General features: G+C 65.0%; 25 protein-coding genes. 3 read left to right on the top strand and 22 right to left on the bottom strand.

All coding sequences use genetic code 11. From position 1 onward, the window contains the following. Positions 1–114 precede the first annotated feature (114 nt). The 10 genes from QQJ84_RS13245 to QQJ84_RS13200 form a co-directional block, all read right to left on the bottom strand. A complete protein-coding gene (locus tag QQJ84_RS13245) occupies positions 115–1158 on the bottom strand; it encodes a glycosyltransferase (protein ID WP_284258741.1) in 1044 nt (347 codons plus the stop codon). 175 nt (positions 1159–1333) lie between these two features. After that, complete coding sequence (gene rfbD / locus QQJ84_RS13240) at positions 1334–2227, bottom strand: dTDP-4-dehydrorhamnose reductase (RefSeq protein ID WP_284258739.1); 894 nt, start codon at positions 2225–2227, stop codon at positions 1334–1336. Continuing rightward, a complete protein-coding gene (rfbC, locus tag QQJ84_RS13235) occupies positions 2224–2784 on the bottom strand; it encodes a dTDP-4-dehydrorhamnose 3,5-epimerase (RefSeq protein ID WP_284258737.1) in 561 nt (186 codons plus the stop codon). Before rfbC ends, rfbD begins: the two co-directional genes overlap by 4 nt. Then, the gene (gene rfbA, locus QQJ84_RS13230; RefSeq protein WP_284258736.1) at positions 2784–3665 is read right to left on the bottom strand and encodes a glucose-1-phosphate thymidylyltransferase RfbA; all 882 of its coding nucleotides are present in this window, start codon (positions 3663–3665) and stop codon (positions 2784–2786) included. The genes rfbC and rfbA overlap by 1 nt, the downstream gene beginning before the upstream one ends. Next, the gene (gene rfbB, locus QQJ84_RS13225) at positions 3662–4720 is read right to left on the bottom strand and encodes a dTDP-glucose 4,6-dehydratase (protein WP_284258735.1); all 1059 of its coding nucleotides are present in this window, start codon (positions 4718–4720) and stop codon (positions 3662–3664) included. The genes rfbA and rfbB overlap by 4 nt, the downstream gene beginning before the upstream one ends. Before the next feature lie 41 nt (positions 4721–4761). Further along, positions 4762–8517 (bottom strand): glycoside hydrolase family 99-like domain-containing protein, encoded by a 3756-nt coding sequence (locus QQJ84_RS13220; protein WP_284258734.1) that lies wholly within the window; start codon positions 8515–8517, stop codon positions 4762–4764. 67 nt (positions 8518–8584) lie between these two features. After that, positions 8585–10135, bottom strand: coding sequence for a DHA2 family efflux MFS transporter permease subunit (locus QQJ84_RS13215; protein WP_284258733.1), 1551 nt, complete (start codon positions 10133–10135; stop codon positions 8585–8587). After that, on the bottom strand, positions 10135–11241 hold the full coding sequence (locus tag QQJ84_RS13210; RefSeq protein ID WP_284258732.1) for an HlyD family secretion protein: 1107 nt from the start codon (positions 11239–11241) through the stop codon (positions 10135–10137). The genes QQJ84_RS13215 and QQJ84_RS13210 overlap by 1 nt, the downstream gene beginning before the upstream one ends. Then, positions 11241–11702, bottom strand: coding sequence for a MarR family winged helix-turn-helix transcriptional regulator (locus QQJ84_RS13205; protein ID WP_284258731.1), 462 nt, complete (start codon positions 11700–11702; stop codon positions 11241–11243). The genes QQJ84_RS13210 and QQJ84_RS13205 overlap by 1 nt, the downstream gene beginning before the upstream one ends. Positions 11703–11751: 49 nt before the next feature. Further along, positions 11752–12429: a MarC family protein gene (locus QQJ84_RS13200; protein ID WP_284258730.1), complete on the bottom strand. Its 678-nt coding sequence runs from the start codon at positions 12427–12429 to the stop codon at positions 11752–11754. Positions 12430–12483: 54 nt separating this feature from the next. Here QQJ84_RS13200 and QQJ84_RS13195 point away from each other — a divergent pair, with 54 nt between their 5' ends. Continuing rightward, entirely contained in the window at positions 12484–13101 is a 618-nt protein-coding gene (locus tag QQJ84_RS13195; RefSeq protein ID WP_284258729.1) for a LysE/ArgO family amino acid transporter, read from the top strand. Between the two features lie 103 nt (positions 13102–13204). Here the strand turns inward: QQJ84_RS13195 and QQJ84_RS13190 are convergent, their stop codons facing one another. The 4 genes from QQJ84_RS13190 to petA all read right to left on the bottom strand — a co-directional run bounded on the left by QQJ84_RS13190 (position 13205) and on the right by petA (position 16610). Beyond that, entirely contained in the window at positions 13205–14083 is an 879-nt protein-coding gene (locus QQJ84_RS13190) for an S-methyl-5'-thioadenosine phosphorylase (protein ID WP_284258727.1), read from the bottom strand. Positions 14084–14212: 129 nt separating this feature from the next. Continuing rightward, positions 14213–14923, bottom strand: coding sequence for a cytochrome c1 (locus QQJ84_RS13185; RefSeq protein ID WP_284258726.1), 711 nt, complete (start codon positions 14921–14923; stop codon positions 14213–14215). Next, positions 14923–16044 (bottom strand): cytochrome b N-terminal domain-containing protein, encoded by a 1122-nt coding sequence (locus QQJ84_RS13180; protein ID WP_284258724.1) that lies wholly within the window; start codon positions 16042–16044, stop codon positions 14923–14925. Before QQJ84_RS13180 ends, QQJ84_RS13185 begins: the two co-directional genes overlap by 1 nt. A gap of 11 nt (positions 16045–16055) precedes the next feature. Further along, entirely contained in the window at positions 16056–16610 is a 555-nt protein-coding gene (gene petA / locus QQJ84_RS13175) for a ubiquinol-cytochrome c reductase iron-sulfur subunit (protein ID WP_284258723.1), read from the bottom strand. A 103-nt stretch (positions 16611–16713) separates the two neighbouring features. Here petA and hemF point away from each other — a divergent pair, with 103 nt between their 5' ends. Together hemF and hpnK are read left to right on the top strand one after the other, a co-directional pair. Beyond that, entirely contained in the window at positions 16714–17577 is an 864-nt protein-coding gene (gene hemF / locus QQJ84_RS13170) for an oxygen-dependent coproporphyrinogen oxidase (RefSeq protein ID WP_284258721.1), read from the top strand. Continuing rightward, positions 17568–18365, top strand: coding sequence for a hopanoid biosynthesis-associated protein HpnK (hpnK, locus tag QQJ84_RS13165; protein ID WP_284258720.1), 798 nt, complete (start codon positions 17568–17570; stop codon positions 18363–18365). The genes hemF and hpnK overlap by 10 nt, the downstream gene beginning before the upstream one ends. A gap of 44 nt (positions 18366–18409) precedes the next feature. Here hpnK and rpsI read toward each other — a convergent pair whose 3' ends face one another. The 8 genes from rpsI to galE form a co-directional block, all read right to left on the bottom strand. After that, complete coding sequence (rpsI, locus tag QQJ84_RS13160; protein ID WP_284258719.1) at positions 18410–18895, bottom strand: 30S ribosomal protein S9; 486 nt, start codon at positions 18893–18895, stop codon at positions 18410–18412. A 2-nt stretch (positions 18896–18897) separates the two neighbouring features. Further along, a complete protein-coding gene (gene rplM / locus QQJ84_RS13155; protein ID WP_284258718.1) occupies positions 18898–19362 on the bottom strand; it encodes a 50S ribosomal protein L13 in 465 nt (154 codons plus the stop codon). A gap of 55 nt (positions 19363–19417) precedes the next feature. After that, complete coding sequence (locus QQJ84_RS13150) at positions 19418–20350, bottom strand: NAD-dependent epimerase/dehydratase family protein (protein ID WP_284258717.1); 933 nt, start codon at positions 20348–20350, stop codon at positions 19418–19420. Further along, on the bottom strand, positions 20347–20823 hold the full coding sequence (locus QQJ84_RS13145) for a hypothetical protein (protein WP_284258716.1): 477 nt from the start codon (positions 20821–20823) through the stop codon (positions 20347–20349). The genes QQJ84_RS13150 and QQJ84_RS13145 overlap by 4 nt, the downstream gene beginning before the upstream one ends. A 163-nt stretch (positions 20824–20986) precedes the next feature. Further along, positions 20987–22543 (bottom strand): bifunctional phosphoribosylaminoimidazolecarboxamide formyltransferase/IMP cyclohydrolase, encoded by a 1557-nt coding sequence (gene purH, locus QQJ84_RS13140; protein WP_284258715.1) that lies wholly within the window; start codon positions 22541–22543, stop codon positions 20987–20989. Positions 22544–22552: 9 nt separating this feature from the next. Then, a complete protein-coding gene (locus QQJ84_RS13135; protein WP_284258714.1) occupies positions 22553–23002 on the bottom strand; it encodes a CreA family protein in 450 nt (149 codons plus the stop codon). Further along, positions 22999–24144: a glycosyltransferase family 4 protein gene (locus QQJ84_RS13130; RefSeq protein ID WP_284258713.1), complete on the bottom strand. Its 1146-nt coding sequence runs from the start codon at positions 24142–24144 to the stop codon at positions 22999–23001. The genes QQJ84_RS13135 and QQJ84_RS13130 overlap by 4 nt, the downstream gene beginning before the upstream one ends. Then, positions 24141–25160: a UDP-glucose 4-epimerase GalE gene (gene galE, locus QQJ84_RS13125; protein ID WP_284258712.1), complete on the bottom strand. Its 1020-nt coding sequence runs from the start codon at positions 25158–25160 to the stop codon at positions 24141–24143. The genes QQJ84_RS13130 and galE overlap by 4 nt, the downstream gene beginning before the upstream one ends. Positions 25161–25163 lie beyond the last annotated feature (3 nt).

The following is a 25163-nucleotide window of genomic DNA, read 5'->3' as shown; positions in this document are numbered from 1 at the left end:
CATGGCCGCTTTAAGTGCGGCCATGCTCGCGCATCTTTGCTGAGGGCGATTCATTCACGGTTTAGGCCGCTCAAGATGAGCGGACCTAAACCGATCGCGCTCTAGCAGGTGGATTCAGGTCTGAGATTGGATCGCGGGGCGGTTTAATCTCAGATCATCGGGCTCTGGCGCGATCTGGCCCGGCATGCGCCCAAAATTGTTTGCCGCCCGCGTTGCGGCGGGTTTTTCGGTGATGAACCAGAGGCTGAACAGCAGGTTTTCCAGCAATGTGCGGCGGCGGAAGCGCGTGCAGCGCAGGGCCGCGAGCCGGGGAATAACGCCGCCCTGCAGGGCGGATTGGATGGTTTTGAGGTCGTGGCGGGCCTGAGGGGTCAGCTGGTTGGCGCTGGAGGCCAGAATGTCGGCGTGCCGGTGCATCATGGTCATGAATATTTTCGGGCCGCGGCGGATGGCGGCAAGCGCGCGGGCGGGTAGCGGCCGGGCCGAGCCGATCAGATTGTTTTTATGCAGCCGGTAGAGCACCTGTGGCCGCTGATCGTAAATGATCCGGCCGCCACAGGCGGAAACAACGATGTAGCTCCACCAGTCATGCACCGTGCCCTCCGGCCGCCCCAGGGCGGCGACCAGGGTGGCGGCGGGGGCGTTCATTACCAGCGTGTTGCCGTTGGCGATGTTCTGCGTGAGGCTGGCGGGAAAGCCCGGCGTGTTGTCGTGCAGCGCGGAGAGTTTGGTGCCGCGCAGGGCTGCGTCCACCAGATATTGCCGGGCGCAGTAAAGGGCGGGCTCGTTGCCGGCGAAGCGCAGTGATTCCATTGCGTGTTGGAGTTTGTCGGCCAGCCAGACATCATCCTGGTCAGAAAAGGCGACCATCTCGGCGCCGTGGCTCTCGCGCAGCAGGGTCAGGAAACTCTCCGCGGCACCCAGATGCGGGCCGGAGCTGGCGGCTTGCGTGCAGCGGCCGGGGTTGCTGGCGGTGAAGTCGCGCATGATGGCGGTGGTGGCATCGCTGGAGCCATCATCACGCCAGAGCAGAACCCAGTTGGTGTAGCGCTGCGCGGTGAAGCTTTCGAGTTGCGCCTTTAGAAACTGTTCGCCGTTGTAGGTTGAAAGCAGGATGGTGATGGTTGGCCGGACAGAGGCGGGAGAGTTGCGGCTCAACAGCCGGCACCACGGCTGGCGCGTTCGGGCATGGGAGATATGGCTCTGATCATGCGCTGTTTCGTGTCCTTAATAAACCATGTCTTCGCGATTCGTTATACAGAGGCAACGCGGCTCTAGGCAATGAATCAGCCTTATCTATGTTGCATTGCCGCATGAAAGTCCCGGCGGGCGATCAGCCTGGGGGGTCAAGGGTCAGCAATTGCTGCACGATTGGTCCCAGGCTGGTGCGCCAGGGAGGCAGGGTGATGCCGAAAACCTGCGTGAGTTTGGCGCAATCAAGCCGCGAATCGGCGGGGCGGCGGGCGGGGGTTGGCCAGTCGGCGGTGGTGATGGGCTGCACCTCCGGTGGTTTTTGGCTGGCGGCGGCTTCCGCGAAGATGGCGGTGGCGAAACCGTGCCAAGTGGTCTCGCCTGATCCGGTGGCGTGGAAAATGCCGTGGTATTGCGGGCGCCAGCCGGTTTGTTGCAGGCGGGCGGCGATGGCGAGGATCGCCTGGGCGAGGTCCGGCGCGGCGGTGGGGGTGCCGCGCTGGTCGGCCACCACGCGCAGGGTGGGGAAGCGCCGCGCGGCGCCGAGCATGGTGCGGGCGAAATTTTTGCCGTGCGCGGCGTAGACCCAGGCGGTGCGCAGGATGATGGCTTTGGCAGTCGTGTTGTTCAGGATGGCGGCTTCGCCGTCGCGTTTGGTGGTGCCGTAGACGCCGGTGGGGTTGGTGGGGTCGCTCTCAACATAGGGTGCGCCTTTGGCGCCGTCGAACACATAGTCAGTTGAGACGTGGATGAAGGGGATGTTGGCGGCTTCGCACAATTGCGCGAGCTGCAGCGGGCCGGTGTGGTTGCCGGCGCGGGCGGCGTCCTGGTCGGTTTCGGCTTTGTCCACCGCGGTGTAGGCAGCGGCGTTGATGACGAGGTCAGGCTTTGCGGTGGCAAAGCAGGCCGCCACGCTTTCCGGCTGCTCAAAGTCAAACGCGGGCCGCGCCACGGCGCGGAAGGCAATGCCCCGTTCCTGGCACAGTTTTACCAATTCCTGGCCAAGCTGCCCGGTGCTGCCGGTGATGAGGATCATTTGTAATTGAACCAGGGTTCGCAATCGGCGAGGCGCGGGGCCACCATGTCTTTGTCAGAAAGCAGGGCTTTGCCGGGCTCGACGGGCCAGGGCAGGGCGAGGGTGGGGTCGTTCCAGATGACGGCGCGTTCGGCGGCGCGGTCGTAATCACCAGTGACTTTGTAGATCACCTCGGTGTTCGGCTCGATGGTGCAGAAGCCATGCAGGAAGCCGCCGGGAATCCACAGCTGCGCCCAGTTTGCCTCGCTTAAGATTGCGGCGGCGTATTTTCCGTAGGTGGGCGAGCCGTGGCGGATGTCCACCGCGACATCCCAGATCGCGCCCTTGATGACGCGGACCAGTTTGCCCTGGATGCTGGGGGCGAGCTGGCAGTGCAGGCCGCGGATGGTGCCTGGTTGCGCGGAGAGGCTGTGGTTGTCCTGCACGAAATGCTCGTTGAAGCCTTGCGCGCCGAGTTTGGCGGCACTCCAGGTTTCGGAGAAAAAGCCCCGGGAGTCGCCGAATTTGGGCGGGGTGATGAGCAGGACTTCGGGGATGTTGAGCGGTTCGATTTTCATCAGTGGTGTATTCCGTTGGCGATGTCTTGCAAAATCCGGCCAAGCTCGGTTTTGCTGATGAGCTGGGCCTGCGCTTTGAGCTGGGCGGCGTCGATGAAGCCCATGCGGAAGGCGACTTCCTCCGGGCAGCCGACCAGATTGCCTTGGCGGCTCTGGATGGTCTGCACGAAGGTGGCGGCCTGGATCAGGGAGTCTGGCGTGCCGGCGTCCAGCCAGGCGGTGCCGCGGCCCAGGCGCTCAACATGCAGCGTGCCCTCGTGCAGGTAGAGCTGGTTGAGATCGGTGATCTCGAGTTCGCCACGGGCCGAGGGTTTCACCTGGTGGGCGAATTCGGTGACGCGGTGGTCGTAGAAATACAGCCCGGTGACCGCCCAGGGGGAGGTGGGGTTTTTCGGTTTTTCGACGATCTCGATCGCTTTGCCCTGAGAGTCGAAGCTGACCACGCCGTAGCGTTCGGGGTCGCGCACCTGATAGGCGAACACGGTGGCGCCCTCGGGCCGCGCACCGGCGGCGCGCAGCAGGGTGGAGAGATGGTCGCCGTGGATCAGGTTGTCGCCCAGGGCCAGGGCGCAGGGCTGGCCGGCGATCCATTCCTCGCCGATGATGAAGGCCTGGGCGAGGCCATCCGGGGTGGGCTGTTCGGCATAGGTGATGCGCACGCCCAGATGTGAGCCATCATGGAACAGGCGCTGGAATTGCGGCAGGTCGGTGGGGGTGGAGATGATGAGCACGTCGCGGATGCCGGCCAGCAGCAGGGTGGAGAGCGGGTAGTAGATCATCGGCTTGTCGTAGACCGGCAGCAACTGTTTGGAGGTTGCCTGGGTCATGGGGTGCAGGCGCGAGCCGGAGCCGCCGGCGAGGATAATGCCCTTGGTGATCATGCTTTTTCTCCTCCCAGGCGCTGCCCGGAATATTTTTTGGCGGCAATGGCGCGCCACCAATCCTCGTGGGCCAGATACCAGTCGATGGTGGCGGCGAGGCCGCGTTCGAAATCATGCGCGGCCTTCCAGCCCAGCGCCGCTTCAGCGGTGCTGGGGTCGATCTCGTAGCGGTGGTCATGGCCGGGGCGGTCACGCACATAGGTGATGAGCCGCGCGCGCGGGCCGTTGGGGCTGGGGCGCCGCTCGTCCAGAATGGCGCAGATGGCTTTCACCACGTCGATATTTTTGCGCGGCTGGCGGGGGCCGATGCAGTAGGTCTCGCCGGGTGTCCCGGATTCCACGACCTTGAGCAAGGCCTGCGCATGGTCGTCAACGAACAGCCAGTCACGGGTGTTTTGCCCATCGCCATAAACGGGCAGGGGCTTCTCCTCGATCGCGTTGATCAGGATGAGCGGGATCAGCTTTTCGGGGAACTGCCAGGGGCCGTAGTTGTTGGTGGTGTTGGAGACGATGACGGGAAGACCATAAGTGTGGCCCCAGGCGCGGACCAGATGGTCCGACGCGGCCTTGGTGGCCGAGTAGGGGCTGCGCGGGTCATAGGGGGTGTGTTCGTTGAACGGCGGGTCTTCATCAGCCAGGGCGCCGAAAACCTCATCGGTGGAAATATGGTGGAAGCGGAAGCTTTCGCGGCGCGCTGGGGAGAGGGTTGCGTAATATTCGCGGGCGGCTTCCAGCAGGGTGAATGTGCCGGTGACGTTTGTGTGAATAAAGGCGGCGGGGCCGTCGATCGAGCGGTCGACATGGCTTTCGGCGGCCAGATGCATCACCGCGTCCGGCTGATGGGTGGCGAAGGCGGCGCGCATGGCGGCGGAGTCGGTGATGTCGGCTTTGATGAGCGTGTGGCGGGGGTGGGCCAGCGCCGCCTCCAGCGCATCTTCCGAGGCTGCGTAGGTCATTTTGTCGATATTGATGATTTCATGCTGGCTGGCGGCGATGGCGTGCCGGATGACGGCGGAGCCGATGAAGCCGCAGCCGCCGGTGAGAAGAATTTTCATGCAACATCCTGGTGTAAGGCGATCTTGACGGGGCCGTTCAATCAGACATTGCGCCTGCGCGCAACCGCTCTGGCGGGTTTTGCCGCGGTTGTGTTGAGTGCGGCGGCGTTGAGCTGGGCGGTGACGCGGGCGAGGTAGGCGGCCTGTTCCGCCTGGGTGGATTTTCCGGGTTTCAGGGTTTTCACGATGATTTTATGCATGGCGGCGATTTCGGCGGCGTGCGCCTTGGGGGAGAGGCGTTGCGTGACACCGCCGGCGTGCCGGCGGTGGGTGTTGAGTGGTTCGGCCAGATACACCACGCTGCCCGCCTGCCCGGCTAACAAAGTGAGATAGAGCAGCCAGTCCCCGGCGAGGCGCCAGGTCTCGAGTTCGGGCAGGTTATCAAGCGCTGCCAGCAGCGCCTCGCGCCGCCAGAGCACGGCGCTGACATTGGGGATAAGGTTGCGCACGGTGAGGATGCGCTGCGCGAAGGCCTGCGCGTCCCATAGGCCCGAGGCTGCGAGTTCCTTCACGCCGGAATCGAAATAATAGGATTGGTAGCTGGGCATGACCTGTTTGCCGGTCTCGTCCACGGCGCGGCTGTCGGTGAAGGCGAGCAAGGGGGCTTTGGCGCCGCTCATCGCTTCCATCAGGCGCGAGAGGAAGCTGGGGGCGGCGCTGTCGTCCGCCTCGCAGAGCCAGATGAATTCGCCTTTGGCCTCGCGCGCGGCGCGGCGCCATTGCGCGAAGACGGAGCCCGCGTTTTTTTTGTTGGCGATGATGCGGATCTCGCGGTTGGCGGCCTCCGCGGTGGCCTGGGCGATGGTAAGGGAGTCGTCCGGCGAGGCGTCGTCGAGGAGGAGGATTTCCGCCAGCGGGTAGGTTTGCGCGAAAATTGAATCCAGACGCTCGGGCAGGTGGCGCGCGTAGTTGTAGTTGATGACGGCGGCGCTGACGCTTTGCAGGCCGGGTTGGCTCAGGCGCAGGAGTTTTTCCACATAGGCGGGGAAGTCAAATTTCTGCGCGGCCATGGCGGCGAGGCGCGGGCGGAGGAGTTGCAGTTTTTCATGGTCGAGCAGGCTGGTCATCTGCGCCAGGAAATCCTCGGCATCGCCGAGTTTGGCGACGCGCCCGGCTTTCTCGCGGCGCAGCAGCTCGGGGATGCCGCCGGATTCGTCGAAGGCAACGCAAGGGACGCCGCAGGCGAGGGCTTCCATCACCACGGTCGGGTAGGGGTCCTCGCGCGAGGTGAGGGCGAAGATGTCAGCGGCGGAGAAATATTCGGCGATGCGCTCGGTGAAGGGGATGTGGTGGAAACGGCCGGTGGCGATCAGCTTGTTCATTTCCGGGGCGAGATAGGTTTTCAGCACGGGCTGGATGTCGCCAACCCAGACGAAATGGACGCCGCCGCGCAAGGCTGTGAATTTACGTGCCAGTTGCAGGAAGAGATCGAACCCCTTGCGGATATGCGCGAAGCCGGCGCCAAGCACGAGGAAGTCTTCGTCCTCGATGTTGAGCTCGCGGCGGGTGCGCTCCCGCGCGGCGGCGTCGAACGTCATGTTCTGGTAATTGCCTTGTGGCAGGATGATGCTGTTCGTGGTTTGCAGATTGACCGCGGCGCTGAATGTCGCCGCGGCGTAGCTGGAGGAGAACACCAGATGGCTGGCGGCGGCGGCGCCGAGGCGGGCCTGGATTTCGAGGTTATATTCCTGCAGCAACTGCGGCATTTCATGCACCAGCAGTGTGGCGCGGATGCCGCGATGTTCCAGCCAGGGGACCACGCGCGCGGAGGCCGCGGAGTTGACGATGGCGGTGCGGATGCCGGCGGCGCGGTATTTGTCGAGCAGATTGCCGATGATGGTTTTGTCGTAGGCGACGCTGACCTCGGCTGTCTCATAATATGGGCCGAGCAGCGGGCCGACGCCGAGCAGCAGGAGGTGGATCTTGATGCCCCATTGGCGGCGCAGGCGGCGCGCGAGGTGCAGCAGCAGAAGCTGTGCGCCGTGCGGCTGCGCATCGTGGCCAATGAGCAGGATTCCGGCGGCGAATTCGGCGGTGTCTCGCTCGCAGATGGCGCGGCCGGTGGCGTTGAGGAAGGCGGCGCCGAAATGAACGTCAGGCTCCAGAAAGGCGCCCTCGGCCCATTCGTTCCAGGCGTTCACGCACAGGACCGGCTCGCCGTGGAATGGTTTTTGTGTGGTTTGGTCTATGAGTTTCTCGAGCCATGCCTGGTATTTGTCCGGCGTGGCGCCGTGCAGGACCAATCCCTTCCCCTCGCGGCGGGGGTCGTTGTCCCAGCCGGGGACGATGGTTTTGATCAGCGGGTAATCTGGCGTTTTCATCGTCAGTGAGGTTTGCGCGATGGCGTTGTAGTCATGCACGGTGGCGATGAAATCAGGGTCCAGCAGGTCGAGCGTGCCGTTGAGGCGCTCGGTTTCCTGGCTGAGCTTGTGAGGGGGGAATTCCACCGCGCCGTCCAGCCCGTAGGGCGCTGGGTCGTAATCGCCCAGGCTCTGGGCCATGACGATCAACGGGTTTTCGTTGTGCAGTTCGTGGAACATCCGGCGCCATTTTGCGATGCGCGCGGTGGCGCCGGGGATCAGGGTGACGCGGTAGATCATCCAGAGCGGGCGGCCTTGGATGCGGATGTAGCGCGGGTCGGCGAAAAGCCGCGCGTAGCAGGCGATGAGGGCGGCATCGTCGCTGTCCAGATATTCCTGCGCGATCAGCACTTCGTTTTCCAGGCCGTCCCAACGGCGGGTCCAGTTTTCGTTCGCCCACATCACGCAGAACGGAAAATCCAGGCTCGGGTCGGCGAGCAGTTGCTCCAGCGGCGCCTCGAGGAGGCGGTGGCGGTTGAACCAGTAGGTGTAGAAAACGAAGCCTGAAAGCCCGGCGCCTTTGGCCATCTCGATCTGGCGGCGCAGGGTGGCGGGATTGTCCAGCGAATAATAGCCAAGGTCGCGCGGGATGCGCGGTTGCAGATGACCAACGAAACGCGGCAGGGCGCGGCCGAGGTTGGTCCAGTCGGTGAAGCCCTTGCCCCACCAGGCGTCGTTCTCGGGGATCTGGTGGAACTGCGGCAGGTAATAGGCCAGCAGCTTGGCTTTGCGCTTGGCATGGGCGGGGAGGGGGCGCAATTCCTCGAAATGCGGCGAGGGGCGGGTGGCGTGTTTGAGGGCGGCCGGAACCAGGCCTTCGTGCTCGGGCCGGGCGGGCATGAACATCCCGCTTTCGCGGTTGGCGAGGTAGTGCAACAGCGGGTTTTGCCCGCCCAGCATGCCCGCGTAACGGTTGAGGTAGAAGGCGATGTCAAACGCGGCCGAGGGGTTGCGGCCCTCGGTGGCGCCGAAGACGAGAAAATGCTCGAACGGGTCAGCGCCGCCGGCGGCGACGTCTGGGTTATGTTCCAGGTAATGGGCGGCATCGAACAGCGGCACGGGGTTGACCTGACCGGTGAACCGGCGGTCCAGGTAGTGTTTCAGGCAGAGGTCCCGCGCGGCCAGGCCGTAGGTTTCACGGTACCAGCGCACGGAGAAATAGGGCGAGGGGTCGCGGCCCTCGGCGTCGCCGAAGGCGATGTAGTGCAGCAGCGGGTTGACATTCGCGGCGGCGATTTCAGGGTTTTGGGCGAGATACCAGCCGGGGTCGAAATACGGGTTGGGGCGCGCGCCCTGGCGCCAGCCGATCTGGCAGAAATGCGAAACGCCGTCCTCGCCGCGGGCTTCGGCCTCGCGGTGCTGCGAGAGATACCACGGCGAGAGAAACAATCCGCTCTGGCGGATCACCATGATTTCGGTCTGCAAATTATCCGCCAATGCTCGTGTCCTCCAGCGCTACCATGCGGCAGTTAAGGCTGGGTTGTCGACAGCCGCGGCGGGTGGATTATTCGAAGGCGGCGTGGTCGAGGGCGGCGGGCCGGCTGATCTCGGGGCGGCGCATCAACAGCAGGCAGGCCATCGCGGGGATGGTGCTGAACAGCATGAATTTATAGTCATCCATATACGCAATGATCTGCGCCTGGGTGTTGATCATGGAGTCGAGCAGCGCGGCGCCGCGGGGGGTGGCGGGGTTGAGCAGCTGGCTCACCGCGCCGCCGGTCTGTAGCTGCCGGCTGAACGGGGTGATGAATTGCGCCAGGTTGGCGTGGACATATTGGGTGGCGCGGCTCAGCAGCGCGGAGGTGACCGAGATGCCCACCGCGCTGCCGACGTTGCGCACCAGGCTGAGCAGGGAGGTGCCCTGGGTGCGCAGTTCGGCCGGGAGCGTGTAGAAGGCGACGACCTGTAGCGGCACGAAGACGAAGCCCAGGCCAAAACCCTGGATGCCGATGGTGAGGGCTATGTAGGATTGGGTGACATCGGGCGTCCAGCCGATCTGCATGTAGATGGAAAAGCCGAGCACGATGTAGCCAAAGAGCATGAGCAGGCGCGCGTCGGTGCGGTTGACCAGGCGCCCGGCGATGAGCATCGCGGCCATGGTGCCCGCGCCGCGCGGGGCCATGATAAGGCCCGCGGTGGCCACCGGGTAGTTGCCCAGGTTTTCCAGATAGGGCGCCAGCAGCGCGGAAGAGGCCAGCAGCACCATGCCGACCGAGCCCATGGTGATAAGGGCTGCGAGGAAATTACGGTCGTCGAACACGGCGCGGGGGATGAAGGTGTTGCGCCCGGTGAGCATATGCACGGTGAACAGATAGAAACCCAGCGCCGCGATGATGAAACAGCCGATCACGGTGGTTGAGGAGAACCAGTCCAGCTCCTGGCCGCGGTCCAGCGCGATCTGCAGCCCTGAGAGGCCGATTGAGAGCACGGTGAAGCCGGTCCAGTCGAATTTGCTGGTGCCGCGCGGCTTGACCTTGGGCATGAGCAGCGCCAGCCCGGCGATGGCGGCGATGCCGAACGGCAGGTTGACGAAGAAGACGTAACGCCAGTCAAAATTGGCGGTGAGGTAGCCGCCGAGCGTGGGGCCCAGGATCGGCCCGACCATGACGCCCATGCCCCAGACGGACATCGCGGTGCCGCGCTGGGCGGCTGGGTAGATGTCCATCATGGTGGACTGGCTGAGCGGCACCAGCGCCGCGCCAAAGGCACCTTGCAGCAGGCGGTAGACGACGATCTGGCTCAGCGACCCGGCGAGGCCGCAGAGCATCGAGGTGATGGTGAAACCCACGAGGCAGGCGATGAACAGGTTTTTTCGGCCAAAGCGCGCCGAGAGCCAGCCGACCGGGGCGGTCATGATCGCCGCCATGACGACGTAGGAGGTCAGCACCCAGGTGATCTGGTCGTAGGAGGCCGAGAGCGTGCCCTGCATATAGGGCAGGGCCACGTTGGCGATGGTGGTGTCCAGCGCCTGCATCAGCGTCGCGATCATCAGGCAGACGGTGAGCAGGGTTCGGTTTGGAATCTCCTCCCCGGCGGCGGGTTGTTCCGCGGACATCAGAAGAGGTCCGACAGATGCCTGTGATGCTGGGTGTCGATGGAGATTTCGGCGCTCATGCCATCGCGTAGCTGGAAGCCATCTGGACCGGAGGTGATTTTGACGCGCACGGGGATTCGCTGCACCACCTTGACCCAGTTGCCCGAGGAGTTCTGCGCCGGGAGAATGGAGAATTCCGAGCCGCTGGCGGGGCTGATGCTCTCTACCACGCCTTTCCAGGTCTGGCCGGGGTAGCTGTCCACGGTGATGGTGACATTCTGGCCGTCACGCACCCAGGTGAGCTGGTCTTCCTTCGGCTGGCTGGTGATGAAGACGTCGGTATCGGAGACCAGACCGAAGGCGGCGGTGCCTGCGGCGAGATACATGCCCGGCTGCAACTGCTCGACCTGGGTGACATAGCCGGAGTAGGGGGCGCGCACGACGCTGTCCTTCTGCGAGACCAGGGCGTTGTTCAGGGCTGCCTCGGCGCTCTGGTAGCCGGGGGTGTCTTCCACGGGAATGTTGGCGTTGTCGTTGAGTTTGGCGAGTTGCAGGCCGGCGGCCTGTTGCAGCTCATCGAGCTTGGCCTGATCGGCGGAAAGGGCGAACTGCGCGTCATCGAAGGTTGAGCGGGTGACGCCGCCATTGCGGACCACGGCGGCGAAGCGGGCGAGGTCGGCCTGATCCTTGGCGACCTGGATTTTTTGCTGGCCGATTTGCGCCACTGCCTGGGCATAGCCGCGCTTGGCGGCCTTCACATCCAGCACGGCCTGGGCCAGTTGCGCGCGCGCGGCGGCGACGGCGATGTTGAAGCCGGTCTGGCTCAGGCTGAACAACGGCTGGCCAGCGGTGACGTGCTGGTTGTCATGCACATAGACTTGCGCGACCAGGCCGGAGACATCGGTGGAGAGGGAGACTTTCGCGCCGTCGACATAGGTGTCGTCGGAGCTGACATAGCGCCCGCTGGTGAGCCAGAAGATAAGTGTTGCGATCACCACCACCAGCACGCCACCGAACATGAGCACCGGGCGCAGGAGCCGGTTGCGGTTGATGCGCCGGACCGCCGCGGCACCCGGCCGGTCCGGCTGGGCGGATTTTTCCCGTGCGACGGTGTTTGCCTGGGACATTATGCCGACTCCTTGAGTGTGGTGGCAGGCGGGACCTGCAATAGGTTGGTTTTCATATGTTGCAGGCCATTGATGATGGTCTCACGGGTGGAGATGGGAATGCCATCGACGATGAAGGCGGCGAGACACTCCCATTGGCGGGTGATTTCCTCCAATTTGGCGGTGGCCCTGGGGAGCAGGTGCAGGCGCCAGATCCGCCGGTCCTGCTCGTCGGCGCGGCGCTCCACCAGGCCGGCGGCTTCCAGCCGGTCCACCAGCCGGGCGACCGAGATCGGTTCGACTTCCAGCAGATCGGCGACTTCCTTCTGGCTGAGGCCGGGATTGCGGGCGAGACGCAGCAGCAGGCTCCATTGCGCGCGGGTCATGCCCATCACGCGGGCGCGCTTGTCCGCTTCGACGCGGATCAGCCGGGCCACGTCATGCAGCAGTATGAACATATCTCGATCGAATTCTGGGCTCATAGCGGACTACATTATAAGCGCGCTTATAATTTACACCAGGCTTTTGCGCCTATCTGCCCAGCGCCTCGTGCAATACGGGCACAATGCCGGAGAGGGCGATCTGTACGCCGATGCCCAGGAGCAAAAACGCCGCGATGCGGGAGGTGACCTGCCGCCCGACGGTGCCCAATATGGCGGCCATGCGGTCTGCGGTGGTGTAGGAGAGCCAGATGAGGATAGTCAGGGTGAGGACCGCGAGGCTGGCGCCGGCATAGAAAGCGGCCATGGCCGAGAGGCCGTCGGGCCGCACTGTGCCGAGGGAGACCGCGACGGCGATGGTTCCCGGCCCGGTGGTGAAGGGCAGGGTGAGCGGGAAGAAGGCGAAGCCCGCGAGATTCTGGCTATGCGCCTCGCCGACCGGGCGGGCTTCCTGCTCCTTGCGGGCCGAGGTGGTGTCGGGTGCCGAGAGCATCTCATAGGCGCGCATGGAGACGACGATGCCGCCCGCGATGCGCAGGGCGTTGAGCGAAATGCCGAAGAAGCTGAGGATATAGGTGCCGGCCCAGAGCGAGACCAGCATGACCATGGTGGAGTAAACCGCCACGCGCCGGGCCAGCGCGACACGCTGCGCGTGGGATTGCTGGGTCGTGACCTCGTTGAAGATGATGGCGCCGCCCAGCGGGTTGACGATGGAGAACAGCGCCGGAAAGGCGAGCAGGAAAGCCGCGAGCGCGCCGGTGAGGATCATGGCGGCAGGCTAGCAGCTTGCCTGGGGTAAGACCAAGGGGGTAAGCCCGGGGCCATGAACAATTTGCTTGCCCCGGCGCTGTCCGGTTTCGCCCTCATGGCCGGGTTGATCGTGGCCATTGGCGCGCAGAACGCGTTTATTCTCCGGCAGGGGCTGTTGCGGGCCAATGTGGGGCTGCTGGTGAGCATCGCCATCGGGATTGACGCCACGCTGGTGATCGCCGGGACCGCCGGATTTGGCGGATTTGTGCACGCGCATGCGGATGTGTTGAAGGTGATCTCCTGGGCCGGGGCGGCGTTTATCGCCGGGTATGGGGTGTTGGCGGTGAGGCGGGCGCTGCATCCGGAGAGTCTGATGCCCACCGACGGTGCGCGGCTAACCCCCGTGCAGGCGGCGCGCACGGTGCTCGCGGTCTCGCTGCTCAACCCGCACGTGTATCTCGATACGGTGGTGCTGGTGGGGGGGATTGCCGGGCGGTATCCAGGGATGGCGCGCGGCGCTTATACGCTGGGCGCGGTCGCGGCCTCGGCGGTTTGGTTCTCGCTGTTGGGCTTTGGCGCGCGGCTGCTGGGGCCGGTGTTTGCCCGGCCCCTGGCCTGGCGGGTGCTCGATGGCGTGATCGCGGTGATCATGTTCGCCATCGCCGCCAGCCTGGTGGCAAGCGCGGTTTAGAGCTTATGCCTGATCGCTTTAAGTGCGATCAGGCTCTGGCCATTTTCTGAGGGCGATTCACGCTTTCGGCTCGCTCGGTTGAGCGAACCTCAAACGATCGCGCTTAGAGGATGCGGCCGGCCACGGCGTCGAGGTTTGCCAGTGCGGCGGGGTCGCGGGCCTCGGGCGCGGTGATGAGCGCGTATTCCAGCGCGCGGTCGCAGCCGGCGGGGCAAAGCCCGCGCGGGGCGCCGATTTTGGGCAGCACGGATTTGACCAGGTTGCGGGCCTTCTCGGCGTTGTCGAGCAATACGCGCACCACGGCGTCAACTGTCACCGCGTCGTGGTCTTCGTGCCAGCAGTCGTAATCGGTCACCATGGCGATGCTGGCGTAGTCGATCTCGGCCTCGCGGGCGAGCTTGGCCTCGGGCATGTTGGTCATGCCGATGACCGAGCAGCCCCAGGAGCGGTAGAGGTTGCTCTCCGCCAAAGTGGAGAATTGCGGGCCTTCCATGACGAGGTAGGTGCCGCCGCGGGTGACCGGCAGGCCGAGTTCCTTAGCCGAGGCTTCCAGCGCGTCGCCCAGGCGCGGGCAGGTGGGGTGGGCCATGGAGACATGCGCGACGCAGCCGGGGCCAAAGAAGCTTTTTTCGCGCGCGAAGGAGCGGTCGATGAACTGGTCGACAATGACGAAATGGCCGGGGGGGAGTTCCTCTTTCAGCGAGCCGACGGCGGAGAGGGAAATGATGTCGGTCACGCCGGCGCGCTTCAAGGCGTCAATATTGGCGCGGTAGTTGAGGGCGCTGGGCGGGATTTTGTGGCCGCGGCCGTGGCGGGGCAAAAAAATGACCTTGGTGCCGGAGAGTTCGCCGAACAGCAGCTCGTCGGAGGCCTCGCCCCAGGGTGTGGCGATCCGCTCCCAGCGCGTGTTGGTCAGGCCTTCGATATTATACAGCCCGGACCCGCCGATGATACCGATGACGGGGGAAATTGAGTCAGCCATGCCTGCGCCCTTTATGGAGAATGAATTTGCGCCCGTTTAGGGTTTTCGCGCGGGTTTGACTATGGGCGAATAAAAAACGGCGCCTCGGGTGAGGCGCCGTTTTTGAGTGGCCAGGGGGTTGAGGCGGGGTTAGGCCGTCTCGCGCCAAATTTTGCGCTTCGCCGCGATGGCGATGATGCTCAGAAACGCCAGGAAGAGAACGGCGCGCAGACCGATCTCGTGGCGCGCGTTCAGGTTCGGGTCGGCGGACCAGGCGAGGAAGGCGGAAACGTCGGAGGCTTCCTGCGGCAGGGTGGCGGCGGTGCCGTCGGCGTAGGTGACCTCGTTACCCTTCAGCGGCTGGGGCATGGCGATCTGCTGGCCGGGGTAGGCGGTGTTGTAGAACCGGCCGGGCAGCAGGGTCACGCTCGCGGGGGCGGCGGCATAGCCGGTGAGTAGATTGTAGACATAGTTCAGCCCGTGCGTGCGGGCGCTCTCGATGGTGGAGAGGTCCGGCGGCAAGGCGCCTCCGAATGCGGCGGCGCCAACGGACGGGGCCTTGAAGGTGTCATCCAGCGTGGCGGGCGAACCGTCCGCCAGTTTCACGCTGGCGGCGATGCCGGCGGCTTGATCTGGGGAGAAGCCAAGGGCTTCAAGGTCGCGGTAGTGCAGCGCATTGGCGGCGTGGCAGCTGGCGCATACGCTCTGGTAGACCAGGAAACCGCGTTGCACGGCGGCTTTATCGTAGCTGCCGAAGGTGCCCTGCGACTGCCAGTGCGGGGGGTTCAGGGTGTCTTCGGCGTGTGCGGCGGCGCTGAACAACAGGCCGGCGGCCAGGATGGGAGCAAAAATACGGCGCATTATTTAGCCTCCAAGGCTGTGACCAGCGGGGTAAGCACCAGGAAGTGGAAAAAATACCAGATGGTGAAAACCACCGTGAGGCTGCCGGATATGGTGCAGGCGGGGTCGGATACGCTCCAGCCCAGGCCGATGACATCGAGCAGCAGTAGGCCCGTCAGCAGGCGGTAGAACAGGCCGCGCTTGCTGTTGGGGGATGAACGGTCGAGCCAGGGCAGGGCCGCGAGGACGGCCAGCATGACGATGGCGCCGAAGATGCTGCCCGCGGCGGTGGAGAACACCGAGGCCACGGCGCTGACCGGGGACAGATACCAGGGCGGGCTGAGCACGGCGGGGACGATGAGAGAGTCGGACGCGGCGCGGTTGAGGGGGTTGAGCCCATAATGTGGCGCGAAGAACATCAGCACCGCGAAGATGAGCGCGAACACCGCGAAGGCCGCGAAGGTCTGCGATGTGTAGTAAGGGTGGCAGCTCACCGGATGTTGCGGCTTGGTCTGGCGGGCCAGCGCGCGTGCGGCGCAGCGGCTTGCCCCAAGAGTGCCGAGGGCGGCCAGCGCCAGCACGGCGTGGAAAACTTCCAGCCGGGCGAGGGTGCCGGCACCGTTCGGCCCGCCGAAGAACCAGCGGCCGATGACGCCCGCCACGCCGCCCAGGGCGGTGGCGGCGGTGGTGGCATTGGTGAGGCTCCAGTAGGAGACCGCGCCGTCGCTTAAGGTATAGCCGAGCCAGCCAACGAGCAGCAGCAGGGCGAACAGCTTGACGCGCAGCAGCCAGACCAGCTCGCCGGGAGCCCGGTAGGCGCCGGTGTAGATGTCGCGAAAGAGCAGCCAGTAGACAGCGGCGAAGAGCATTGTCACGCCGGTGGTGTGGAAGCCTTGGATCAGCCAGCCGCTGTTGACGTTGCGGGCGATGAACTGGATGGAGTCAAACCCGTGCGCCGGGTTGTAATACACCGCCAGCACCAGGCCGGAGGCGAGCAGGAACAGCACCGCGCCGGTGATGAGCGCCGGCAGCGTGGCTGCATATGGCGCGCCGCGCTCCAGCGTGGGGGCGCAGCTGCCCGCTTCCTTGGCGGGGCAGGGCAGCCGGGAGGCCAGCCAGGATTTTTTAACGTCTGTGCTCATATTGCTGATCCTCAGCCGAACTGAATTTGCGCGTCGTTGATGAATTTGAAGCGCGGAATCGCCAGATTTTTGGTCGCCGGGCCGCCGCGCACGCGGCCCAGAGGGTCGTAGACGCTGCCGTCGCAAGGGGAGAGCCAGCCGTCAAAGGGGCCGCGCGGGTCGGCGGGGGCGTTGCCTTCCAGCGCGCAGGGGGAGCCGGTGTTGAGACCCACCACGACGACGAAACTGTCATAACCGGGCTTCACGCGGCTGGCGAAATCGGCGGGGTCAACCAATGTGCTGGTCACCACGGCCTGGGTGTCGGCGATTTGTTGCGCGGTGAGCTTGCGGATGTAGATCGGCAGGCCGTTCCAGGTGACGGTGATCGCGGTATTTTCAGGGATGCCGGCGACATCGACGATGAGGTGCGCCGCCGCCGTGCCATCGGCATCGGGCCCCAGAGCGTCAATGAACGGCCAGATGACCGCCCCGGCGCCCACGACCCCTGTTGCCACGGTAAGGATTTTCAAAAAATCACGCCGGGAGTCCCCGCCGTGCCCCACTGCATGTTCTGACGTACCAGCCATCTCGTCTCCTGCCGCGCAAGTTATTCTCGGACACGCATGGCGGGAACGACGGAAAATTTCAAGAGTGGATGATCGTTCATGAAGCCCGTATGATGATTTCAGCATGAATGATTTATCCGCCCCCCCCGCCCATGAAGCCCTGAAACCTGCCGCCACCGCGTGGTTTGCCGCCCTGCGGGACCGGATATGCGCGGCTTTTGAGGATATTGAGGATGCGGGCGGGGCTGATCCCGGCCGTTTCGTGCGCACCGCGTGGGAGCGGCCCGAGGGCGGCGGCGGCGTGATGAGTGTGATGCGCGGGCAGGTTTTTGAGAAGGTGGGGGTGAACATCTCCGTCGTGCAGGGGCATTTCAGCGCCGATTTTGCCAGGCAGATGCATGGCGCGGGCGAAAATGCGGCGTTCTGGGCAGCGGGGATCAGCCTGGTTGCGCATATGCGCTCGCCGAAAGTGCCGGCGGTGCATATGAACACGCGGATGATCGTGACCACCAAGGGCTGGTTCGGCGGCGGCGGGGATCTGACGCCGTTGCAGCCGGGGACGGCGGAAGCAGGCGAGGATGCGGCGTTTTTCCATGCCGCCTACAAGGCCGCGTGCGACCGGCACGGCGCGGATTATTATGAAAAATTCAAAAAATGGTGCGACGAGTATTTTTATCTGCCGCACCGCAAGGAGCCGCGCGGGGCGGGGGGGATTTTTTATGATTACCTCGATTCGGGGGATGCCGGGGCGGATTTTGCCTTCACCCGCGATGTCGGGGAGGCGTTTCTGGCGGCCTACCCGCAAATTGTGCGCCGGCGGATGGGGGAGAGCTTCACGCCCGAGGAGCGCGAGGCGCAGCTGGTGCGGCGCGGGCGGTATGTGGAGTTCAACCTGCTGTATGACCGCGGAACCATGTTCGGGCTGAAGACGGGTGGCAATACGGAAGCGATTTTGATGTCGATGCCGCCGGAAGTGAAATGGCCGTAAGCGCGCCGCCGGTTTTTTCGGCCGATGATTTTGGGTTGTCGGTTGGGGTGAACGAGGGGGTGGAGCTGGCGCATACCCAGGGCGTTTTGACCCAGGCAAGCCTGATGGTGGCGGCCCCGGCGGCGGCGGATGCGGTGCGCCGGGCGAGGGCGCTGCCGGGGTTGAAGGTGGGGCTGCATCTGGTGCTGGTGGATGGCGACTCGCTGCTGGGCCATGCGAAGCTGCCGCACATCACGGGGCCGGATGGAAGGTTCGGGCAAAACCAGGCGGCGCTGGGGGTTAAGTATTTTTTTTCAGGCGCGGCGCGGCGCGAGCTGCGGGCGGAGATACGCGCGCAGTTTAAGGCGTTCGCGGCGACGGGGCTGAAATTGCACCATGCCGATGCGCATAAGCACATGCATCTGCACCCCACCGTGGCGGCGATGATGATTGCGGTGGGCCGCGAGTTTGGCCTGACGCGGATCAGGGTTCCGGCCGAGCCGCCTTGGGTGATGAAGGCGTGCGGCGCGCGCGTGGGGTTTGGCGATTACGCGCTTTATTACTGGAGCCGGTTGTTACGCTTCCAGGCGCGCGGGTTGAAAAGCACGGCGCATGTGTTTGGCCTGAAATGGTCCGGGCATATGACCGCCGGGCGGATGCGCGGGCTGATGCAAAACCTCCCGGAAGGCAGCGCGGAGATTTATTTTCATCCGGCATCGTATCGCGATGCGCAATTGCAATTGTTGATGCCTGATTATGAGCATGAGGCGGAGCTGGCGGCGCTGTTGGCGCTGAAAAAATCGCAATAAAAAAACCCCGGATGGCTCCGGGGTTTTTCGTGAACTGGCAGAAATCAGCGCTTGCTGAACTGGAAGCTGCGGCGGGCTTTCGCCTTGCCGTATTTTTTGCGTTCCACCACGCGCGAGTCGCGGGTGAGGAAGCCGGCGACCTTCAGGATGCCGCGCAGTTCGGGCTCGTAGAGGGTGAGCGCGCGCGAAATGCCGTGGCGCACCGCGCCGGCCTGGCCGGAGAGACCGCCGCCGTTGACCGTGCAGAACACGTCAAACTGGTTGTAGCGGTCAGCCACCAGGAAGGGCTGGGTGATGAGCATGCGCAGCACCGGGCGGGCGAAATAAACCGGCGCCTTTTTGCCGTTGACCATGATCTCGCCTTTGCCGGGCTTGATCCACACGCGGGCGATCGCGTTTTTGCGGCGGCCGGTGGAGTAGGAACGGCCCTGCGCGTCGCGCTTGGGTTCACGCTTGGGCGTGGCGGCTTCGGCGGAGACGACGCTGGGGAGGTCTTTCAGGCCGGCGAAAGCATTGTTGGTATCGGACATTTTTACGCTCTCCGGTTCTTGGCGTTCAGCGCGCCGACATCGAGGGTTTTCGGCTGCTGGGCGGCGTGCTTATGCTCAGGCCCGGCATAGACGTAGAGGTTCTTCATCTGCTGGCGCTGCAGCGGGCCGCGCGTGATCATGCGCTCGATGGCTTTTTCCACCACGCGCTGCGGGTTGGCGCTGGCGAGACGGTCTTTGATGGAACGGCCCTTGATGCCGCCGGCAAAACCGGTGTGGTAGTAGAGCACGGACTGCTCAAGCTTCTTGCCGGTGAGCTTCACCTTTTCGGCGTTGACGATGATGATGTTGTCACCACAATCAACATGCGGGGTGAACTGCGGCTTGTGCTTGCCGCGCAGGCGGCTGGCCACAATCGCGGCGAGACGGCCCAGGATCAGCCCTTCGGCGTCGATCAGGACCCATTCCTTCTTCACATCCGCTGGTTTCAGCGAAATCGTCGTTTTCATATGTTTGCACCTATTTAACTAGCGTGCGGGCTTATCGGGATTTGGCGGGGTTAAGTCAAGGGGTTGGGTGTGTGGTATTATGATACCGTGCCGTCTGACGGAGGGAATCGATAAGGCTTTCCTCGGGTTTCCAGCCCAGTTGGCGCGCGGCGGCCGGGTTCGCGATGAAGTTTCCGGCCAGACTCTGCCATGATTCCGCCCGGCCAAGCAGGGCCGCGGCAAATTTAAGCAACTGGGGCGAGCAGGCGAACAGCTTGCGCTCTACGCCCAGCCCTTCGGCCAGCGCGCGGATCAGCTCCGGGGTGCTGATGGCCTCGGGGTGGGCGGCGAGCACGCTCTCAGGCGGGGTGGCGCTGCGCAGGACCGCCAGGACAATGCGGGCCAGATCGTCGCGGTGGATGAAGCTGCGCTGGTTTTCGATGGCGGCGAAGGGGAGCGGGATGCCGCGCGCGAGCAGTTTGAGCAGCAGCGCGATATTGCCGGGGCAACCGGGGCCGATGACGGCGACCGGGCGGATGATGCTCAAACCGGGGCCAAAGGCGGCGGCGACCTCGTGTTCGGCCTGTAGCTTGCTCTCCGCGTAGGCGCCTTGCGGGTTTGGGGGTGTGGTGTCGGTCACCGGGCGGTTGTGCGCGCGGCCGTGGATGTGCGCGGTGGAGATGAGGATGAAGCGGCTGGCGCCGGCGGCGCGGGCGGCGCGGGCGAGGTTCACCGCCGCATCCAGATTTGTCCGGCGCCAGGTTTTGGCGCTGACCCGGCGTTTATGGCCCAGCCCGGCGGCGTGGATCACCGCTTCCACCGGCGGCAGGCGCAAGCCTGGATTGGACAAATCCCCGGTGATGAAGGGGATGATGCCGGGCGGCAGGGGAGCCGCGGCGCGCAGGCCGCCAACGGCGGCAATGCCCTCGCCCGCCAGCGCGCGCAAAATGGCGCCGCCGATATAGCCGGTGGCGCCGGAGCAGAACACCTTGTGGGCCGTGGCGGTCAATCCAGCCGCGGTTCGGTCCGGCGGAAAGGTTTGGGCGCCGGCGCCGGAGCTGGGGCCGGCGAGGGGCTGAGGCGCTCGCGGGGGTAGACCACCGGCGCGGTCCGCGGCACCGGATCAGCCGGGCGGGGGGCGGGATGCACCGGGCGCGGCGGCGGCATCACTGGTTCCTCATGGGCGGCCGGATAGACGGTGGGGGATTTTTTAAGGCGGCTGAAATTCGGAATCTCGTCGTAGGGGCTGAATTCAGATGGCGCCGGGGGCAGGCCGCCGGAGGCGCGCAGGGTCATCATGCGCAGATCCTCGTGCAGCGAGTCGATTTGTTCCTCCAGCGATTCCAGCCGTGCCTTCACGCCAAACACGCTGAAGGGCATGAGCAGGAAGGCCAGTGCCCAGAGCAGCACGGGCAAGGCCAGCACCAGAAAAATCCAGGCCGGCATCCAGTCCGGCAGGGCGAAGGGCAGGTTGAGCAGCATGGTGCGTTTATACCTTATTAGAGCGCGGCCGGTATAGTTTTAAGCGGAATTCGTAAAACCATGCGGGCGGCTTACGAATTGTTTAAATCTAATTGTTTAAATAGAGGCTGATGCTCACCCAAGGTTGACGCGCGGGCGCACGCCAACCTTGGGTGATCGGGCTTTAATGCCGGAAATGCCGCATGTTCGTGAACACCATGGCGATACCGGCTGCATCGGCAGCCTCGATCACCTCGGCATCACGGATGGAGCCGCCGGGCTGGATGACGGCCTTGGCACCGGCGGAGATCGCGGCTTCCAGCCCGTCGGCGAAGGGGAAGAAAGCATCGGAGGCGACCACGCAGCCGGTGAAATCCAGCCCCGCCGCCGCGCCGCGCCAGGCGGCGATGCGCGCCGAGTCCACGCGGTTCATCTGCCCGGCGCCGACGCCGATGGTGGCCAGGTTCTTGGCATAAACGATGGCGTTCGATTTCACATGCTTGCAGACGCGGAAGGCGAAGATCAGATCCTCGATCTCGGCCGGGGTGGGCGCGCGTTTGGTGACGATCTTCAGGTCATGCGGCGTGATGCGCCCGGCATCGCGGGTTTGCAGCAGGAAGCCGCCGGCCAGCGATTTGAAGGTGATACCAGCCTCGGAGGGGTCCGGCAGGCCGCCGGTGAGCAGCAGGCGCAGGTTTTTCTTCGCGGCCAGAATGTCGATGGCGCCCTGGGTGGCTTCGGGGGCGATGATGACCTCGGTGAAAATGCTGGAGATTTTGGTGGCGGTGGCTTCGTCCAGCGGGCGGTTGAGGGCGACGATGCCGCCAAAGGCGGAGACCGGGTCGCAGGCGAGCGCCGCATCCCAGGCATCGGCGACGCAGGCGGCGGTGGCGATGCCGCAGGGGTTGGCGTGTTTGACGATCACCACCGTTGGTTCGGCGAATTCGGCGACGCATTCATAGGCGGCGTCGGTATCGTTGAAATTATTGTAGGAGAGTTCCTTGCCCTGCACCTGGGTAGCGGTGGCGACGCCGAAGCGGGCCGGGGCGGCGGTATAGAAGGCGGCGGACTGGTGCGGGTTCTCGCCATAACGAAGGGTTTGTTTGAGCTGCCCGGCGATGGCGAAGGTGGCGGGGTATTCCACCCCGTTCTGCGCCGCGAACCAGGTGGAGATCGCGGCGTCATAAGCAGCGGTGCGGCCGTAGGCGGATGCTGCCAGCGCGCGGCGGGTGGCCAGCCGGGTGCCGCCATGTGTGTTCAGCTCGGCGATGACGGTTGCGAAATGTTCGGGCGCGGTGAGCACGGCGACCGAGGCGTGGTTTTTGGCTGCTGAGCGGATCATCGCCGGACCGCCGATGTCAATGTTCTCGATGCAATCCTCAAACGCCGCGCCGCGCGCCACGGTGGCCTCGAAGGGGTAGAGGTTGACCGCCACGAGGTCGATGGGGGCGATGTTGTGGGCCTCCATCTGGGCCAGATGCTCGGGCAGGTCGCGCCGGCCGAGGATGCCGCCATGGACCTGGGGCACCAGGGTTTTCACCCGGCCGTCGAGGATTTCGGGGAAGCCGGTATGGTCGGAGACCTCGCGCACCGGCACGCCGGCATCGCGCAGGGCCTTGGCCGAGCCGCCGGTGGAGAGAATTTCCACGCCGTGGGCCTCCAGCGCGCGGGCGAATTCCACCAGCCCGGTTTTGTCGGAAACGGAGATGAGGGCGCGGCGGATGCGGACGATGTCAGACATTTAACTTCCTTAGTTGGAGGCGGGAACGGCGGAGAGCGCGTTGGCCGGGGAGCCGTGGATGATTTTTGTGCTGATGAGGACGTAGACCAGGGTGTTGTCCTGGGTGTCCACCATGCGGGTGATGATGAAATGCTTGAACAGGAAGGAGGCGGAGATGGCGCTCATTTCCTCTTTTTGAGGCAAATCGGCGGGGATGCTGACGGGGCCGTGGGCGATGCAGTTCAGCGCGAATTCACTGGGGTCGGTGGCGACACCAATGCCCCCCGCCACGCCGCCGGTCTGCGCGAAGGAGGCATAGCAGGAGACATTGGCGACCTTCGGGTCGTCGAAGCGCTCCACCACCACCTTGTCGTTGGGGCCGAGCAGGCGGAAATTGGTGCTCACGCTGCCGATGGTCTGTTCGGCATGCGCGGCGGTGGCGGCGAGGCACAGCAGCAGGGCGGCGAAGAGGTGTTTCATGGCGGGGCTCCTGATATGAGCGCCTCATACACCAAAAGCGTTTGCGCACAGATGCGCGGCTCGGAAAATTTCTCTGCCGCCCGTGAGCGCGCGGCGGCGCCCATGCGGGCGCGCAAGGCTGGCGAGGCGATGAGCTTTGCCAGCGCGGCGGCCAAAGCGGGGGCATCGCCGGGGGGGAAGAGAATGCCGGTTTGCCCATCCACCACCGCTTCGCGCAGGCCGGGGATGCCGCTGGCGACCAAAGGCCTGCCCGCAGCCATGGCTTCCAGCGCGGATTTGGGCAGGCCCTCGCGGTAGGTGGAGGGCTGGCAGGCGATGTGCGCGCCGCCCAGCAGGGCCGCGATGTCAGATCGCGGGCCGAGCCAGGTGAGGATGCCCTCGTTCGCCCAGGCCTGGAGCTGGGGGGCGGTGAGAGAGTCCGGGTTGCCGGGGTCCGGTGCGCCAACCAGGATGAATTCGGCCTGGCCGCGCAAGAGGCGGGCGGCCTCGCAGAATGTGGCGATGCCCTTGGCGTGGATCATGCGGGCGATGAGGATGACGCGGATGGCCCCGGGCGGCTCTGGGGCGGGGGCGAATTCATCAAGGTTCACCCCGGCGCCGGGGATGAGCACGGCGGCGCCGGGGCGGAGCATGCGCGCGGCGGTGAGCGCCTGGAGGTCGTCCGGGTTCTCGAAGATGACTTTCGCGCCCTTGGGCGAGAGGGTGAGGCGCAGGGCGAGGGTGACGAAGGGGCGGAGGATTTGCGCCAGGGGTTTGGGGGAGGAGAAGACAAAGCCCAGCCCCGTGGGGGCGTTGACGATGGCGCGCACCCCCGCGAGCCTGGCCGCCAGCCCGCCGATGACGATGGGTTTCAGCGCGATGTGATGCACCACATCGGGCTTTAACTGGCGGTAGAGCCGGGCGAGTTGCAGGGCGAGGCGGAGTTCGGCCAAGGGGTTCAACCGGCGGCGGGAGAAATCAACCGGGATGACCTCGATGCCGGCGGCGCGGATGCGCGCGGTGGCCTCGCTTGGGCTGGCCAGCACGATGACCCGCCAGCCCGCCGCCTGCGCCGCCTGCGCGCGGGCCAGAAAATGCGAGGCGAAAAACCAGTCCTCCGTGAGCAGGAAGAGAAGCGTGCGCGCGGCCGCCCGAGGGTTCAAATATCGTTGATCCCGGCGCGCCTGGCCTGCCACGCCCAAGAATCGCGGCACATGTCGTTCACGTCCAGCGCCGCCTGCCAGCCGAACACGCGCGCGGCCATGTCCGGGTTGGCGTAGTAGCTCGCGACATCGCCGGGGCGGCGCGGTGCGATGTTGAGGGGGATTTCGCGGCCCGTGGCGCGCTCGAAGGCACGCACGAGCTCGAGCACCGAAATGCCGGTGCCGGTGCCCAGGTTGACGGTGAGCGAGACATCGTTCGCGCAGATATGCTCAAGCGCCAGGGCGTGGGCGCGGGCGAGGTCAACCACGTGGATGTAGTCGCGCACGCCGGTGCCGTCGGGTGTGTCATAATCATTGCCGAAGACGTTGAGATGCGGGCGCTCGCCGGTGGCCACCTGCGTCACATAGGGCATCAAATTGTTGGGCACGCCGCGCGGGGTTTCGCCGATCATGGCCGAGGGGTGCGCGCCGACGGGGTTGAAGTAGCGCAAATTGGCGGCGGCCTGCAGCTTGCCGGTGCGGGCGAGGTCGCTGATGAGATCTTCCATCACAAGTTTCGTGCGGCCGTAAATGTTTTGCACGCGGGTGGGCGCGTCCTCCGGTATGGGCGAGGAGTCCGGCTGGCCGTAGACCGTGGCGGAGGATGAGAACACGATCCGGCGCACGTTCTGCGCCTGCATCGCCTGCAAAAGCCGGATCGTGCCGATGATGTTCATGTCGTAATACAGCAGCGGGTCGGCCTCGGATTCGCCCACCGCCTTCAGCGCCGCGAAATGGATGACCGCCTCCACCGGATGCGCCGCCAGGGCCGCGCTTACCGCCCCGGTGTCGCGGATGTCAGCCTCGATGACGGGGATGTTCGCCCGCCCGGTCAGGCGCTCCAGCCGGGCGGGGACATCGCGCTCCGAATTGGCGAAATTATCGAGGATGACGACCTCGTGCCCGCGCTCGATGAGCGCCACGGCGGTATGCGAGCCGATGTATCCGGCGCCGCCGGTCAGGAGAACGCGTGTCATCGG

It is taken from the genome of Acidocella aquatica (genome assembly GCF_030160635.1).
GTDB lineage: Bacteria > Pseudomonadota > Alphaproteobacteria > Acetobacterales > Acetobacteraceae > Acidocella > Acidocella aquatica.
The sequence above is the reverse complement of the archived record's forward strand: the minus strand, read 5'-3'. Positions and strand labels throughout refer to the sequence as shown.